The organism is Collinsella aerofaciens (genome assembly GCF_015670795.1).
Taxonomy (GTDB): domain Bacteria; phylum Actinomycetota; class Coriobacteriia; order Coriobacteriales; family Coriobacteriaceae; genus Collinsella; species Collinsella aerofaciens_Q.
In genome coordinates this window covers 1-16157 of the sequence record NZ_JADPCJ010000029.1, presented here as the reverse complement: position 1 = coordinate 16157, position 16157 = coordinate 1, and the positions used below count along the sequence as shown (strand labels likewise).

At 60.7% G+C, this 16157-nt stretch carries 13 protein-coding genes; 10 read left to right on the top strand and 3 right to left on the bottom strand.

Annotation, left to right across the window (positions count from 1 at the left end; all coding sequences use genetic code 11):
- Window positions 1-3: 3 nt before the first annotated feature.
- Entirely contained in the window at window positions 4-1047 is a 1044-nt protein-coding gene (locus tag I4W09_RS08625) for a sensor histidine kinase (protein ID WP_161115888.1), read from the top strand.
- A gap of 203 nt (window positions 1048-1250) precedes the next feature.
- Here the strand turns inward: I4W09_RS08625 and I4W09_RS08620 are convergent, their stop codons facing one another.
- Window positions 1251-1688 carry a universal stress protein gene (locus tag I4W09_RS08620; protein ID WP_006235921.1) on the bottom strand — a complete coding sequence of 146 codons (438 nt, stop codon included), beginning with the start codon at window positions 1686-1688 and terminating at the stop codon, window positions 1251-1253.
- 247 nt (window positions 1689-1935) lie between these two features.
- Here I4W09_RS08620 and I4W09_RS08615 point away from each other — a divergent pair, with 247 nt between their 5' ends.
- On the top strand, window positions 1936-2916 hold the full coding sequence (locus tag I4W09_RS08615; RefSeq protein WP_196033629.1) for an undecaprenyl-diphosphate phosphatase: 981 nt from the start codon (window positions 1936-1938) through the stop codon (window positions 2914-2916).
- Window positions 2917-3272: 356 nt separating this feature from the next.
- Complete coding sequence (locus tag I4W09_RS08610; RefSeq protein WP_196033627.1) at window positions 3273-6173, top strand: ATP-dependent helicase; 2901 nt, start codon at window positions 3273-3275, stop codon at window positions 6171-6173.
- 281 nt (window positions 6174-6454) lie between these two features.
- On the opposite strand, the gene I4W09_RS08605 is transcribed toward I4W09_RS08610, so the two are convergent.
- Window positions 6455-7387, bottom strand: a complete 933-nt coding sequence (locus I4W09_RS08605) for a type I phosphomannose isomerase catalytic subunit (RefSeq protein ID WP_371732510.1) — start codon at window positions 7385-7387, stop codon at window positions 6455-6457.
- A 74-nt stretch (window positions 7388-7461) separates the two neighbouring features.
- Entirely contained in the window at window positions 7462-8181 is a 720-nt protein-coding gene (locus I4W09_RS08600; protein ID WP_195240705.1) for a GntR family transcriptional regulator, read from the bottom strand.
- 304 nt (window positions 8182-8485) lie between these two features.
- On the opposite strand from I4W09_RS08600, the gene I4W09_RS08595 reads away from it, so the two are divergent.
- The 7 genes from I4W09_RS08595 to nhaA all read left to right on the top strand — a co-directional run bounded on the left by I4W09_RS08595 (window position 8486) and on the right by nhaA (window position 16022).
- Window positions 8486-9886: a glycoside hydrolase family 1 protein gene (locus I4W09_RS08595; protein ID WP_117746098.1), complete on the top strand. Its 1401-nt coding sequence runs from the start codon at window positions 8486-8488 to the stop codon at window positions 9884-9886.
- A 120-nt stretch (window positions 9887-10006) separates the two neighbouring features.
- Entirely contained in the window at window positions 10007-11350 is a 1344-nt protein-coding gene (locus I4W09_RS08590; protein WP_138340244.1) for a PTS sugar transporter subunit IIC, read from the top strand.
- Between the two features lie 161 nt (window positions 11351-11511).
- Window positions 11512-11814, top strand: a complete 303-nt coding sequence (locus I4W09_RS08585; protein WP_196033623.1) for a PTS sugar transporter subunit IIB — start codon at window positions 11512-11514, stop codon at window positions 11812-11814.
- Between the two features lie 9 nt (window positions 11815-11823).
- A complete protein-coding gene (locus I4W09_RS08580; RefSeq protein WP_197736861.1) occupies window positions 11824-12156 on the top strand; it encodes a PTS sugar transporter subunit IIA in 333 nt (110 codons plus the stop codon).
- Between the two features lie 241 nt (window positions 12157-12397).
- On the top strand, window positions 12398-13351 hold the full coding sequence (locus I4W09_RS08575) for an ROK family protein (RefSeq protein WP_230318745.1): 954 nt from the start codon (window positions 12398-12400) through the stop codon (window positions 13349-13351).
- A 121-nt stretch (window positions 13352-13472) separates the two neighbouring features.
- Complete coding sequence (locus I4W09_RS08570) at window positions 13473-14396, top strand: manganese-dependent inorganic pyrophosphatase (protein WP_196033618.1); 924 nt, start codon at window positions 13473-13475, stop codon at window positions 14394-14396.
- A 267-nt stretch (window positions 14397-14663) separates the two neighbouring features.
- A complete protein-coding gene (nhaA, locus tag I4W09_RS08565) occupies window positions 14664-16022 on the top strand; it encodes a Na+/H+ antiporter NhaA (protein ID WP_196033616.1) in 1359 nt (452 codons plus the stop codon).
- Window positions 16023-16157: the final 135 nt, after the last annotated feature.

Below are 16157 nucleotides of genomic sequence, written 5' to 3'. Positions count from 1 at the left end.
GCTATGTCGTTTGGCAAGTTCTTTAAAGATGCGCTGCTTCCCGTCGCCGTGTGGACGTGCGGCGTGCTGCTGAGCTGCTTTGTGCTGACGGTCGCCGGCGCACCCATTTCTATCGTGGTCGTGGCGGTTGGCGTGTCCTTTATCTTTGGTATGCTCGGCATCGTGATCGAGTACGCTCGCCGTCGCCGTTTTCTGCGTCAGTTGGAGCGCGCGGCAGAGGAGCTCGAGAGTCCCGCATGGGTGCAGGAGATGGTGCAATGCCCGGCCTATGCCGAGGGCGAGCTCGAGTACGAGGTCTTGCGCCGGGTGGGCAAAGCCGCCTGCGACGAGGTTGCCGAAGGCCGGCGTCAGACCGATGACTACCGCGACTATATCGAGAGCTGGGTCCACGAGGCCAAGCTGCCCCTGGCGGCGGCCCATCTGATTTTGGAAAACCTGGACAGCAGCGAAGACGACCTGTCGCGCGTGGATGACCTGGGTCGCGAGCTGGCTCGCGTGGAGCGCTATATCGATCAAGCGCTGTACTACGCGCGCTCGGAAGTCGTGGAGCGCGACTACCTGATTCGCCGCTGGGATCTCAAGACCCTGGTGACGGGCGCGATTAAGGCCAATGCGCGTGAGCTCATCGCGGCGCACGTGGCTCCGGTGTGCGAGAACCTCGACTTTGAGGTCTTTACCGACGAGAAGTGGCTCGAGTTTATTCTGGGCCAGCTCATTCAGAACAGCATTAAATATGCGCGTGAGGACGGCGCAAAGATCGTGTTTTCGGGTGCGTTGCTGGACGAGGGTCTGGCAAGCGAGCGCATCGAGCTTACCGTCGCGGACAACGGCTGCGGCGTGTGTGCGGCAGACCTGCCGCGCGTGTTCGAGAAGGGCTTTACCGGCGACAACGGCCGCACCACCAAGCGTGCGACGGGCATCGGCCTCTACCTGGTGGCGCGCCTGTGCTCCAAGATGGGCATCGACGTCACCGCAGCATCCGAGCCCGGCGAAGGCTTCGTCGTCACGTTCGCCTTCTCGACGAACAAGTTCCAATACTTTGAGTAACGCACACGGCAAACGCCCGTCCAAACAAAACGTGCCGCCCCAAACGGGGCGGCACGCCATTTTTCTATCAGACAACTCGTTGAAGTAAGGCTGCGAAGGCCGCGGGGCCGGGAGGGGTTTCCTAAGGGCACATCCCGCAGCCGCAACGCGGCGAGGACGTGCCCGTGGAAACCCCGCAGGCCCCGCGGCCGGTGGGAGCAACGCTACTTCACGACCAAGATGTCGCAGTCCGTATTGCGCAGCAGGAACGTCGAAATCGAACCCAGCAGCGCATACTTGATCGAGGACAGGCCACGTGCGCCGCAGAGCACCAGGTCGGGCTTAACCACGTCGAGCATCTCGTCCTTGAGCGTCTCGCGAATGCGGCCGGCGCGAATCATGACCTCGACCTCGGGAATGTCAGGATTGGCCTTGGCCTCCTCGAGCTGCTTGGCAATGGAGTTCTTAAATGCCTCCTCTAGGCCGTTGACCAGATCAACCGGATAGGAACCGGCGCTCTCGAGCGCCGTGGAATCGATAACGTGGCCGATGATTAGCTTGGCGCCGTTGTTCGCGGCGACCTTGATGGCGCGTGCGAGCACAAAATCCTGCTGCTCAGTACCGTCGAGTGAAACAAATACCTTGGTGTAGCCCTCGTTCATGGTTTCCTCCTTGGTCTATCGCACGGGCGCGGGGCTCGTGCGTCGGGCGGGCGCGGGCGCGTTGGCCGCCGGACACTTTATCTTGTTGCAGTTATACCCAAGGATTTCGGTTTGACCGCTCGCAATTCTGTGAACGGACGAGTTTTTTGGTAAGGGTAGGCGCAGGCGCGCCCGAACGGTTGATAATGGGACATCGCCCGCACCGTCCGCAGAACAATATCGGCGGGTGTCTAACGAGGGGGTCCCTTTGGATATCATCGAGCTTCTAAAATCTGCCTTCATGGGCCTGGTCGAGGGCATCACCGAATGGCTGCCCGTCTCGTCGACCGGTCACATGATCTTGGTGGACGAGTTCGTCAAGATGAACGTGAGCGAGACGTTCTGGAACATGTTCCTGGTCGTGATTCAGCTTGGCGCCATTTTGGCCGTCTGCGTCCTGTTCTTCCATGAGCTCAACCCGTTCTCGCCCAGCAAGGGCAAGGAGGGCCGTCGCGACACGTGGGTGCTGTGGGGCAAGATCGTGCTCGGCTGCATTCCTGCGGCGGCGATCGGCCTGCCGCTCAACGACTGGATGGAGGAGCATTTCTACAACGCTCCCGTCGTGGCGCTGGCGCTCATTGTGTACGGCGTGCTGTTTATCGTGATCGAGAACTGGCGCGCGAGCAAGCGCGAGGAAACGGCCGTTGCCGGTTCGTTTGGTTCGCGTGCTGTGGTGTCGGGTGGACGCCCTGCCGGTGCGCACTTTGCGGCGCCCGCCGCGGCTACCGCTGAGGATGAGGACGATGACGAGGATCTGGACTTTGGTTCCATCACCACGCTCGAGGATCTGAGCTGGAAGACTGCGCTGGGTATCGGCTGCTTCCAGGTGCTTTCGCTGATTCCGGGCACGTCGCGTTCCGGCTCCACCATCATCGGTGGCCTACTTTTGGGCTGCACGCGTTCGGTGGCGTCCAAGTTTACGTTCTTCCTGGCCATCCCTGTCATGTTTGGCGCGAGCGCGCTCAAGCTGGTCAAGTATTTCATCAAGGGCGGCACGTTCGGCGCCAACGAGGTCGCTATCCTGGGCGTGGGCTGCGTTGTGGCCTTTGTGGTTTCGCTCATCGCCATCAAGTGGCTCATGGGCTTCGTCCGCCGTCACGACTTTAAGTGCTTCGGTGTTTACCGCATCATTCTGGGCATCGTAGTGCTCGCATACTTCTTCGTTCTGGAGCCTATGCTCGGCCTGTAACTTGGTTGACGCTGCGCGGCGGCCAGAACGACAACTTGTCATTCAAAGAGGGCGGCATGACCAAAAGGTCTATGCCGCCCTCTTTTCATGCCAATTTGTTCGCCCTGGCCGCCGCTCGCTGCTGCTGCCATGATATCGGTGGCTCCCTGGTTGGTGCATTGGGGTCAGGTTACTTTGCAGCAACATGGTGCAGACTAACCTGACCCCATTGCGCCAAATCCGCTGGGGCGGGCCTGACGGTGGCGCGCGGAGTCGTGGTGTGATTTGCGTCGGTGTCCGCGCGGCTCGGTATACTGGTACGGCTCAAACTATGGCGTCGCCCGCAGGCGCGCCGTCCGTCAGATGAGGAGTCGCCCATGACCCAGCCCTTGCCCTGGGAAAAGAACGCCGCGGTACCCGTGCCGCCCGCGCCGGAACCCGTGCCGCTCGATGCGTACACCGCCCCTGCTGCGCCGGAGCCCGAGCTCGTCCCGCTCGACATCTACGACGCTCCCGCGCCGGCACCCAAACCCGCCAAGCCGCTCGTCGACATCGACAGCCTTAATCCCGCCCAGCGCGAGGCGGTCCTGTCCACCGAGGGCCCGTTGCTGGTGCTCGCCGGCGCCGGCTCGGGCAAGACCCGCGTCTTGACCTTCCGCATCGCACACATGCTCGGCGACCTGGGTGTTAAGCCTTGGCAGGTTCTTGCCATCACGTTTACCAACAAGGCCGCGGCCGAGATGCGCGAGCGTCTGGCGGCACTCATTCCCAGCGGCACCCGTGGCATGTGGGTGTGCACCTTCCATGCCATGTGCGTGCGCATGCTGCGCGAGGACGCCGACCTGCTGGGCTACACCGGCCAGTTCACCATCTACGATGACGATGACTCAAAGCGCATGGTGCGTGACATTATGCAGGCGCTCGGCATCGAGCAAAAGCAGGTCCCCATCAACATGATCCGCAGCAAGATCAGCTCGGCCAAAAACGCCATGATCGGCCCCGAGGACATGCTCAAGAGCGCCGATAGCCCCAACGATAAAAAGGCCGCGCAGGTCTACTTGGAGCTGGAGCGCCGCCTGCGCGCCGCCAATGCGATGGACTTCGACGACCTGCTCGTGCGCACGCTTGAGCTGCTGCGCACCCGCCCCGAGGTGCTCGAAAAGTACCAGGAGCGCTTCCGCTACATTAGCGTCGACGAGTACCAGGACACCAACCACGTCCAGTACGAGATCGCTAACCTGCTGGCCGCCAAGTACCAAAACCTCATGGTCGTAGGCGACGATGACCAGTCCATTTACAGCTGGCGCGGCGCCGACATCACCAACATCCTGGACTTTGAGAAGGACTTTAAAAACTGCAAGACCGTCAAGCTGGAGCAGAACTATCGTTCCACGGGTCACATCCTGAGCGCCGCCAATGCCGTGGTGCGCCACAACTCGCAGCGCAAGGACAAGCGCCTGTTTACGGCCGAGGGCGATGGCGAGAAGATCCAGGCCTTCCAAGCGAGCGACGAGCGCGACGAGGGCCGCTGGATTGCCGGCGAGATCGAGAAACTGCATGCCAAAGGCACGAGCTATGACGATATCGCCGTGTTCTATCGCACCAACGCCCAGTCGCGTATCCTCGAAGATATGTTCCTGCGCGCGGGCGTGCCCTACAAGATCGTGGGAGGCACGCGATTCTTCGACCGTGCCGAGATCCGCGACGTCATGGCTTACCTCAAGATGATCGTGAACCCGGCCGACGAGATGAGCGTCAAGCGCATCATTAACACACCGCGCCGCGGCATCGGCTCAACCTCGATCCAAAAGATCGAGCAGCTGGCGCGCGACAACCGCTGTTCGTTCTTCCAGGCCTGCGAGATCGCGTGCGCCGAGACGGGCATGTTTAGCGCCAAGGTGCGCAATGGCCTGTCGAGCTTTGTGTCGCTGGTGCGCGAGGGTCGCCGCATGGACGGCGAGCTCAAGGACGTTGTCGAGATGATTGTCGATAAGACGGGCCTGCTGCAGGCGTTTCGCGCCGAGGGCACCATGGAGTCCGAGAGCCGTGCCGAGAATATCCAGGAATTTCTGGGCGTCGCTGCCGAATTTGAGGAAACGCACGAGGATATCGAGGGCACGCTCGAGAGCTTAGAAGAGCTGCGCGCAGCCGGTGTTGCCGACGTGCCTGCCGGCGCCGAGCCCGAGCCCGTCGTGGTGAGCGCGCCCGCGCCCAAACCGGGACCGTCCGCCCCGGCATCCTCGTTTGAGGCACTCGTCGGCGCGCGCGATGCTGCAGGTTCCAATCCGCTCGATAGCCTAGCCGCCCCGGCGCTCTCGCCGCAGGATGCCCTGGCCGCCGCCATCGCGGGCAACGCGTATGCCGCGCCGACGGAGATGCCGGCGGGTGTCGTACATGCCGACGAGATCGAGCGCACCTACGGCCCGCTCACCTGTAAAGCGCTGCCGGCACTCATGGAGTGGCTGGCCCTGCGCTCTGACTTGGATTCCCTGGCCGGCGAGACGCATGCCATCACCATGATGACCATCCACTCCGCCAAGGGCCTGGAGTTCCCGGCAGTGTTCGTGGCCGGCATGGAGGAGGGCATCTTCCCGCACGTGCACGACTTTGGCGGCAGCGATGACCCGGGCAAGCTCGAGGAGGAGCGTCGCCTGGCCTACGTTGCCATCACGCGCGCCCGTAAGCGCCTGTTCTTGACCTATGCGGCCACGCGTCGCACCTACGGCTCGACTTCTGCCAACCCGCGCTCGCGCTTCCTCAACGAGATTCCGTTTGAGGACATCGAGTTTAGCGGCATCGGTTCTGCCGGTTTTGAGGGCACGGGCTGGGAGAAGCGCGGCGACCGTCACGGCACGTTTGGCTCGGGTATGGGCTCGGACATGTATGGCGGCAAGGTGTTTGGCTCACATACGCGCTCGACCGGCGGTTCCGGTTCGCGCGGCGGATCGAGCTTTGATGACTTCTTTGGCGGCAGCAGCTATGGGACCGAGCGCCATCGTGGGGTCTCGCCCGACGCTGGCCGTGTTGCCTCGACCTTTGGCTCGGGCGCGCCGCGAGCCAAAAAGCCGTCGTCCAAGGTGTCCCCGACGGTGGAGCGCAAGGTCGATCGCGCCAGCGCATCGCAGGACTTTGCCGCGGGCGATACTGTGAGTCACAAGACCTTTGGTACGGGTACTGTCATCTCGGTTGTCGGAGACATGATCGAGGTTCAATTCGAAAAGACCGGCCAGACCAAAAAGCTGATGAAGGGCTTTGCACCGATCGTTAAACTGTCGTAATCCCGGCGGACCTGGGCGGGCGTATGGGGCAACATCGCCTGCTCGGACAGTCCTGCGCAAGACGGAGGCCACATTAAGTGGCCTCCTTTGCGTGCGGAACTCGCGATCGATGTTGCCCCATACGCCCGCCCAGGTCCTTAGATAACGTTGCTTGCGAACGTCGCTCTGCTCGTTCGCTTTTTGATCTGGAGAGCCGGGTGGGCTGATATGTAGATACGAGTAGGGGCTCCTCCGTTGGTGGACGGGGGAGCCCCTTGTTGCGTTTTGGTTGTTGTTGCGACCTAGAGGTGGCTGATGATCAGTTCCATCTTGCCTTCGAGGTCGATGGAGCTGACGGTGCTCGGGGCCAGCAGGTGGCTTCCCTTGTGGACGGGGTCGCCGCAGACGGTGCCTTCGCCGTCGATGACCGACAGACACATGAAGGGCCAGCGCTGGTCGAGGGTCTTGCTGCCGTCGACGCGCACGCGGTCGACGGTGTAGCAGGGGTTGGACTCGAGCTCGGTTACGCCATCTACCTCGGGCGTGGTTACGGTACCGTCGGTCGGTGCCTGCGCGTTAAAGTTGATGCAATCCAGGCTCTGCTCAATGTGCAGCGGGCGCAGCTTGCCGTCGGTGCCGGGGCGGTCGTAGTCGTACAGGCGATACGTCACGTCGCTCGACTGCTGCGTCTCCAAAATGAGCGTGCCGGTCTTGATGGCGTGCACGGTACCGGAATCAATCTGGAAAAAGTCGCCCTTGTGGATCGGCAGCACGTTGAGCATGTCGTCCCAACGGCCTTCCTCGATCATCTGTGCGGCCTCGACGCGGTCCTTGGCGCGCTGGCCGACGATGATCGTGGCACCGGGCTCGCAGTCCAGTACATACCAGCACTCGGTTTTGCCCAGGCTGCCGTTCTCGTGCTCGGCGGCGTACTCGTCGTTGGGATGAATCTGGATCGAAAGGTCGTCCTTGGCATCCAGAATCTTAATGAGCAGCGGGAACTCCTTGCCCTCGCAATTGCCAAAGAGCTCGCGGTGCTCGGCCCACAGCCATGAAAGCGTGTGGCCGGCATACGGGCCCTCCGCAATCTGGCAGTCACCGTTGGGATGGGCCGAGATGGCCCAGCACTCACCGATGGGACCCTCGGGAATGTCGTAGCCAAATACGGTTTCGAGTTGACGGCCGCCCCAGATTTTCTCGTGGAAGATCGGCGTCAGTTTAATCAAATCGGACATGTTCATACCCCCATTGTGCTGCGTGGGCGCCGCGTAAAACTGTTCAAAACGAGCGCCTGTATGACTACAAAAACCTATGCCAATGTTACGTTGTGCAACTCAAAGCGGTCGCCAACGTTGCGCGAGACCGAATACTCAAAGGCGGCGCCGCTGTCCAAAAAGCCAATCTGCTTGAGCTCGAGCAGGGGAGAGCCAGGTTTGGTGTCCAGGCGCTCAGCTTCTTCCTTGGTTGCTGCCACGGCGCGAATGGTACGGTGGAAGCTCGAAATTTTCAGCCCGCATTGCTCGCGGATGAAATGGTAGACCGATCCGTACAGGTCCTTCTTTTTAAGGCCCGGAATCAGCTCGAGCGGCATGTAGGTGTACTCGATAACGATGGGCTTCTCATCGGCCTGACGCACGCGCACGATGTGATAGGCAAAGTCATCCTCGGCAATTCCCAGCTGGGCTGCGATGTCCGCTGGTGGATTAACAATCGAGAAATCATAGACCACCGAGGTCACCTTCTCCCCGCGGTGCTCATACGAAAAACCCTGGGCACGGTCGTTTTTGCCCTGGAAAAACGCCTGGCCGGGAAGCCCCGCCGTGTCCTTAACGTAGGTACCCGATCCACGACGGCTGGTAATTAGACCTTCCTCGGTGATTTGCTCGATAGCTCGTTTGACAGTGATTTTGGAAACGCTATAGAGCTCACAGAACTCAACGACGGTGGGAAGCTTGTCGCCCGGTTTAAGAGCGCCATCCTCGATACTTCGACGAATATCTGCAGCTATCGCCTCGTATTTGGGAATCATGGAACCTCCTTTCCGACATATATGAATACAAAAAGTAAGTATAACCCTCAACAGGGCATCCATATTACTTTTATCTAAGAAGTTCGAGAAAGAAAAAAGAAAAAGACGCTTTACTTTCAAAATTAGAGCGCTATAGTTTAAGCAACGAACGGAATCCTTCCGCACAACAGGATCGACCGTTTGGGGACGGTTTTGTTTTGGCGGGTTGGATATCGGTATGGCCGGTGCGCGCCCGCGCCGGATAACCTGCCAAAGCAAACCCGTCTCCAACCGGAAGCTCTAGAACACGAAAGCGAGGACTTTGATGGCACAGTATCAGCTGCCCAACGACTTCTTCTTTGGCGCTGCTATGTCCGGCCCGCAGACTGAGGGTCAGTGGAACCAGGGCGGCAAGCTCGAGAACCTGTGGGACACCTGGTCCATCCAGGATCTGGGTTCGTTCTACAACCGCGTTGGCTCTTACGCCGGCAATGACTTTATGGCCAAGTACCAGGAAGACCTTCGCATTTTGAAGGACTTGGGTCTGGATACCTATCGCACTTCCATCCAGTGGAGCCGTCTGCTCGATGCCGACGGCAACCTCAACGAGGAAGGTGCCGCGTGGTATCACGAGTTGTTCCGCGCCTCTCGCGAAGCCGGCTTGGAGCCGTTTGTCAACTTGTACCACTTTGACATGCCCACCTACCTCTTTAACCGTGGCGGCTGGGAGAGCCGTGAGGTTGTCGAGGCTTACGCACATTACGCCGACGTCGCCTTCCACGAGTTTGGCCAGGAGATTAAGTACTGGTTCACCTTTAACGAGCCCATCGTCGAGCCCGAGCAGCGCTATCAGGAGGGCGTGTGGTTCCCGCAGCTCCACGACTTCAACCGCGCCCGCACCGTGCAGTATCACATCTCGCTGGCGCACGCGCTGGCCGTGGCCAACTATCGTCGCGCCTATGACGAGGGCGCTATTCGCGCCGATGCCAAGATCGGCATGATCAACTGCTTTACCCCGGTCTACACCAAGGAGAACCCCAGCGAGGCGGACCTCGAGGCCGTGCGCATGACCAGCGGCATCAACAACCGCTGGTGGCTCGACCTCATCACCAAGGGCGAGCTTCCTGCCGACGTGCTCGACAGCCTGGCCGAGGGCGGCGTTAAGCTCCCGTTCCGCGCCGGCGACCAAGAGATCCTTAAGCAGGGTGTTGTCGACTGGCTCGGCTGCAACTACTACCACCCCACGCGTGTTCAGGCGCCGGCGAGCAAGGTCGACCAGTACGGCCTGCCGCACTTTGCCGACGAGTACGTATGGCCCGACGCCGTTATGAACGAGAGCCGCGGCTGGGAGATCTACCCGCAGGGCCTCTACGACTTTGGCATGGACTGCGCTAAGAACTACCCCGATCTTGAGTGGTTCGTTTCCGAGAACGGCATCGGCATCATGGACGAATACAAGAACCGTGACGCCGAAGGAACCATCCAGGATGACTACCGCGTCGACTTTGTACGTCAGCACCTGGAGTGGGTGGCCAAGGCCATCGACGAGGGCGCCAAGTGCCGGGGCTATCACTACTGGGCCGTCATCGATAACTGGTCTTGGGCCAATGCCTTTAAGAATCGTTACGGCTTTGTCGAGGTCGATCTCATGGACGGCTACAAACGCCGCCTTAAGAAGTCGGCGGCCTGGCTCAAACAGGTCGCCACGACCCACGTGGTTGATTAGCGACCGGGCGAACGCCCAGACCGCGCGCCGCCGCGCGCAACACATGGCACATCTGGTGGCAGAGGGCGACAGACCACCGTGCGCATAGGAAAAGGCCGGATTTGAAAGTTAGGAGCAATCATGGCCAGTGACAACGGAAAGAGCTTCCTCGACAAGTTTGCCGAGGTCTCTGCGAAGGTGGGAAACCAGGTTCACCTGCGTTCCCTGCGTGACGCCTTCGCGACCATCACGCCGCTCTATATCCTTGCGGGTATCGCGGTTCTTATTAACAACGTCGTGTTCCCTCTGTTCCCGCTCGATGCGGCGGGCCTTGCCAACCTTCAGACGTGGGGCTCGGCAATTACGCTGGGCACCCTCAACGTCTCTGCCATTATCTTGGCCGGATTGATTGGCTACAGCCTCGCCAAGAACAAGCGTTTCGATAACCCGCTCGCTTGCGTGGTCGTCGCCATCTCTGCCTTCGTCATCATGATGCCGCAGCAGATCACCGCCTCGCTTGCCGCCACGAGCCCACTGCTCACCGACAAGATCACCTCCGCCGAGGTCACGGGCGCCCTTTCGACTGCCAACACCGGCACCAACGGTCTGTTCTCGGCTATTATCATCGCCCTGCTTTCCGTCTCGCTCTTCATCAAGATTTCTGGCGTCGAGAAGCTCAAGGTTAAGCTGGGCGAGGGCGTGCCTCCCGCGGTCTCCAACTCCTTCAACGTCATGATTCCGATGCTGCTTAACCTCGCGGTCTTCGCTCTTGCCGCAGCCCTGCTCGCCGTGTGCGCCGGCACCGATCTGTGCACCATCATCTCCACGTGCATCTCCAACCCGCTCAAGAGCATCATGAACGCCGGTCCGTGGGCTGTTATCCTCATCTACACCCTTGCTAACCTGCTGTTCTGCGTCGGTATTCACCAGTCCACCATCTCTGGCGCTACCGTCGAGCCGATCCTGACCATGCTCATCGTCGACAACATGGCTACCTTTGCCGCCGGTGGCACCATCCAGCCCGATCACTACATGAACATGCAGATCGTTAACAGCTTCGCCCTCATCGGCGGCTCGGGCTGCACCCTCATGCTCCTGCTCGACACGCTCCTGTTCTCCAAGAACAAGGCTTCCGAGACCGTTTCCAAGATGGCTATCCTGCCTGGTCTGTTCAACATCAACGAGCCGGTTATCTACGGTTACCCCATCGTGTACAACCTGCCGCTCATGATCCCGTTCGTTCTTCTTCCCGATCTGTTCATCGGCATCACCTATGGCCTTACCTGCGCAGGCATCATCAGCCCCTGCATCGCCCAGGTGCCCTGGACCATGCCTCCCGTCATCAATGCCCTGCTCGCTACGGGCTTTGACTGGCGCGCCGGCGTGTGGCAGGCTATCGAGATTGTCATTGGCATGGCCGTCTACCTGCCCTTTATGAAGATTTCCGAGAAGGCAATCGCCAAGCAGGAGGCTTTCGCCGAGTAGAACGCCTAACGTTCGTCCCTTTCACCTTTGCGGGCGCCGGTACGCGGTGCCGGTGCCCGCAGCTCTCTCCCTTGTGTAAAGATGCAGGGGGGTGGGCACAATAGCCGCAAGGAATAAAACCAGTTGTCGTCTGCGCGCCGCGCAGTTATAAGGAGGAAACCATGAAGAAGGTCATGCTCTGCTGCAATGCCGGTATGTCCACGAGCCTGCTGGTCCAGAAGATGCAGGCCGAGGTTGCAAACCGTGGTCTGGATATTGAGGTCGAGGCTCGTCCCATGAACGAGGCCCACGATCACCTGGACGAGTGCGACATGTTGCTGCTTGGTCCGCAGATCGGCTACACCAAGGGCGATTTTGAGAAGGAGGCCGCCGGCCGCTTCCCGGTTGAGGTTATCAACATGGTCGACTACGGCCGCATGAACGCTGCCGGCATCATCGACCACTGCGTCAGCGTGATGGGCTAGGTGCTCTGCATGGAGGATATGAACGAACTGCAGATGACCTGCTTTGAGATCATCAGCTACGTCGGTACCGCCAAGAGCATGTACATCAATGCCGTGCAAAAGGCCAAGGAGGGCGATTTTGACGCCGCCGAGGAGCTTATCAAGCAGGGCGACGAGGCCTATAACGGTGGCCACGATGTTCACATGGGGCTTCTGAAGAAGGAGGCCAACGGCGAGCGTAACGGCGAGGCCCCGTTGATTTTGCTGCATGCCGAGGACCAGATGGCCGGCACCGAGACCATGCGCGTCATGGCGACGGAGCTCATCGAGGTTCACAAGCAGCTGCAGGCACTTCAGGCCTAGTCGGCGTTATCGCCGCGACGGACCGTGCGGTCCAACAGACAACATAGTCCCTTTGACGGGCGCCGGGAGCCTCCGCCTCCCGGCGCCTTTATTTTTGGGGATGGTCTTGCGCGGCCTGTTGGGCAGCCAATTGCGTTACCCCAGATAAAACCTGCCAAAACAAACCTGTCCCTTTTTGGTAGGTTTTTGCCTTGAGAGCGGTACCATACAGGCAATGTTTAAACGAGAAAGGTGGGCTCCCATGGAACCTAAGCAGTACTACATCGGCATCGACGTCGGCGGCACTTCGGTTAAGGAGGGCCTGTTCGACGAGGACGGCAACCTGCTTGCCAAGGCCAGCGTGCCCACGCCTCCTATCGTTGACGCTGCGGGCTTTGCCGCGGTGACCGAGGCTATCGACCAGGTGGTCGCCAAGGCACAGATTCCGCGTGCCTTTGTGGCGGGCATTGGCCTGGCCGTTCCGTGTCCCATCCCGGCGTCGGGCGATGCCAAGGTCAAGGCCAACATTGCCATTAACCTGCCCGAGCTGAGGGTCGCCATTCAGAAGCACTGCCCCGATGCGGTCGTTAAGTATGAGAACGATGCCAACGCCGCTGCCATGGGCGAGGCCTGGCTCGGTTCTGCCAAGGGCGTGCAGAACGTGGTTATGGTCACCATCGGTACCGGCGTGGGCGGCGGCGTTATCGTTAACGGCGACGTGGTATCGGGCGTTGTGGGTGCTGGCGGCGAGATTGGCCACATGTGCCTGAACCCGGCCGAGGAGCGCACCTGCGGCTGTGGCGGCCATGGCCATCTGGAGCAGTATTCCAGCGCCACCGGCGTGGTGAGCAACTACCTTGCCGAGTGCAAGAAGGCGGGTGTCGAGCCCATTGAGCTCACCGGCCCCTCCGATTCCAAGGACGTGTTCCAGGCCTGCCGCGAGGGCGACAAGCTTGCGCTGGCCGCAGCCGACACCATGGCCGACTACCTTGGCCGCGCCCTGGCGCTTATCGCCAACGTGGTCGACCCCGAGATGTTCCTGATCGGTGGCGGCGCGTCTGCCTCGGCCGATGTTTATCTCGACAAGGTTCGCGAGCACTTCCAGCGCTACGCGCTTTCCGCCTCGCGCGAGACGCCCATCAAGGTCGCTTCGCTCGGCAACGACGCCGGCATCATCGGTGCCGCCTACGTAGCCCTGCGCGCCGCCGGCAAATAGCTGGTGCAAGGAGGCCAAGGCTGCGCCCCAAAATATGCCGTGGCCCTTCCGTCTGCGAAGGCTCGGCATCGGCGTGCTACCATAGCTACGTCCAAGTACACATATCAAGTGGAGGATATCCATGGCAAACGTTCTTGTCTTTGGTCACCAGAACCCCGATAACGACGCCATCATGAGCGCCGTCGTCCTGTCCCAGTTGCTCAACCAGGTTGAGTATGCCGGCAACACCTACGAGGCCTGCGCCCTTGGTCAGCTTCCGGCCGAGTCCGCCAAGCTGCTCGCCGACGCTGGCATTGCCGAGCCCCGCGTGATTGATTCCGTCGAGGCCGGTCAGCTCGTCGTCCTCACCGACCACAACGAGTCTGCCCAGTCCGTCGCCGGCCTTAAGGACGCCACGGTCTTTGGCGTCATCGACCATCACCGCATCGGCGACTTCGAGACCGCCGGTCCGCTGCACTACATCTGCCTGCCCTGGGGCTCCAGCTGCACCATCGTCACCAAGCTTGCCGGCGTGCTCGGCGTTGAGCTTTCCGACGTCCAGGCCAAGCTGCTGCTCTCGGCCATGATGACCGACACGCTCATGCTCAAGAGCCCCACCACCACCGATGTCGACCGCGCCGTCGCCGCCAAGCTCGGCGAGCAGGTGGGCGTCGATCCGGTCAAGTTTGGCATGGAGGTCTTCCTCACCCGTCCGTCCGGCTCCTTCACTGCAGCCGAGATGGTCGGCAACGACATCAAGATGTTCGAGCCCGCCGGCAAGAAGCTGCTCATCGGCCAGTACGAGACCGTCGACAAGAGCCGTGCGCTTGGCATGATTGACGAGATCCGCGAGGCCATGCGCGCCTACGCCGCCGAGAAGGGTGCCGACGGCATTGTCCTGTGCATTACCGACATCATGGAGGAGGGCTCGCAGGTCCTGCTCGAGGGCGAGACCGAGGCTGCTCAGAAGGGTCTGGGCATTGCCGACGAGCACGACGGCGTCTGGATGCCGGGCGTCCTCTCCCGTAAGAAGCAGGTCGCTGCCCCCATCATGGCCGCCTGCTAGGTTTAGTTGACCAAACGCCACGACCGGATCGCGGACGCCCCGCGCTCCGGTCGTTTTTTGTGCGCGGCGCCGCGTTGTCTCTTGGACAGGCGTGCCCGTGCCGTTGAGCAAATAATGTTCAACCTGTGGTTCCGCTTTTCGGTCACGCCTGCGTGCTTGTCGTGCAGGGTAGGCTAGATGCAAGCGTAATACGTTAGAGCGCGGCGCCGCCACTTGGGCGGGCCGTGCTTTTTTAAGACGGGAGCTTTCCCGTGAAAGGAGCCGCCCATGGCAGCAACTGAGCAGCTGTTCAACGTTCGTGAGCGCAAGCGTTTTGAGCGCCACGACATCTGGGAGCGCATCGCCGAGAACGGCACGATTTCCGCCGCCGTCATGGTCTTCGCCGCCATCGCCGCCGTCATTTGCGCCAATACCGATGCCTACGAGGCCATCCATCACTTTTTGGAGACCCCGCTGTATGTGGGTCTGGGCAACCTTACGGCCGGTCTCACCGTTGAGCTTTTCGTCAACGACTTCCTCATGGCGATTTTCTTTTTGCTGGTGGGCATTGAGCTCAAGTATGAAATGACGGTCGGCGAGCTCAAAAACCCGCGCCAGGCTATGCTTCCCATGCTGGCGGCCGTGGGCGGCGTCGTCGTTCCCGCCTGCATCTATCTGATCTTTAACCATGCCGGCGCGCACAACGGCTGGGCCATTCCCATGGCAACCGATATTGCCTTTGCGCTGGGCGTGCTGTCGCTTTTGGGCAATCGCGTGCCCAACGGCGTGCGTGTGTTCTTCTCGACGCTCGCCATCGCCGACGACCTCATTTCCATCGCCGCCATCGCCATCTTCTACGGTCAGAGCCCCAATCCGTTTTGGTTGGGCGCCGCCGCGCTTGTGACCTGCGCGCTCGTGTGGCTCAACAGGACGCAGCATTACCGCCTTGCCCCGTACTCGGTGCTGGGCCTGCTGCTGTGGTTCTGCATGTTCAAGAGCGGCGTGCACGCTACGCTTGCCGGCGTCATCCTGGCCTTCACCATCCCGGCCAAGTGCGGCGTCAAGCTCGATAGCCTCACCGATTGGTTGGGGGAGTGCCTGCCGCTGCTCGATGACCGCTACGATGACGAGGCGCACATCCTGGGTCAGCATGACTTTACCGTCTCGACCACCAAGGTCGAGCGCGTCATGCACCGCGTGACCCCGCCGCTCATCCGCATGGAGCGTCTGATCTCCACGCCGGTCAACTTTGTGATTCTGCCGATCTTTGCGTTCGTGAACGCGCAGGTTCGCCTAGTGGGCGTGGACATGAGCACGCTGCTCACCGACCCGGTGACGCTCGGCGTGTACTTTGGCATGCTGCTGGGCAAGCCGATCGGAATCTTTGGCATGACGTTTGCCCTGGTTAAGCTTAGGGCCTGCGAGCTGCCGCGCAATGTCAACTGGCACATGATTGCCGGTGTGGGCATTCTGGGCGGCATCGGCTTTACGATGTCGATTCTCATCAGCGGTCTTGCTTTCCCGACGGCCCAGTTTGAGGTTCTGGCTGCCAAGGCCGCCATCCTTGCCGGTTCGGTCACCGCGGCCGTGCTTGGCATGATCTACATGAGCGTGGTCTGCAAACACCCCGCGCCCAAGGACGAGTAAGAGCACATACAAGTTTGAAAACGCCGCCTGTGAACACCATCACAAGCGGCGTTTTAGTCATTGGGTGTTCCTATAGTTTTGTCAACCGTCGGGGCTACTCCCGGTAGGGCACCCGGTCGCGCATCACGGCGTATA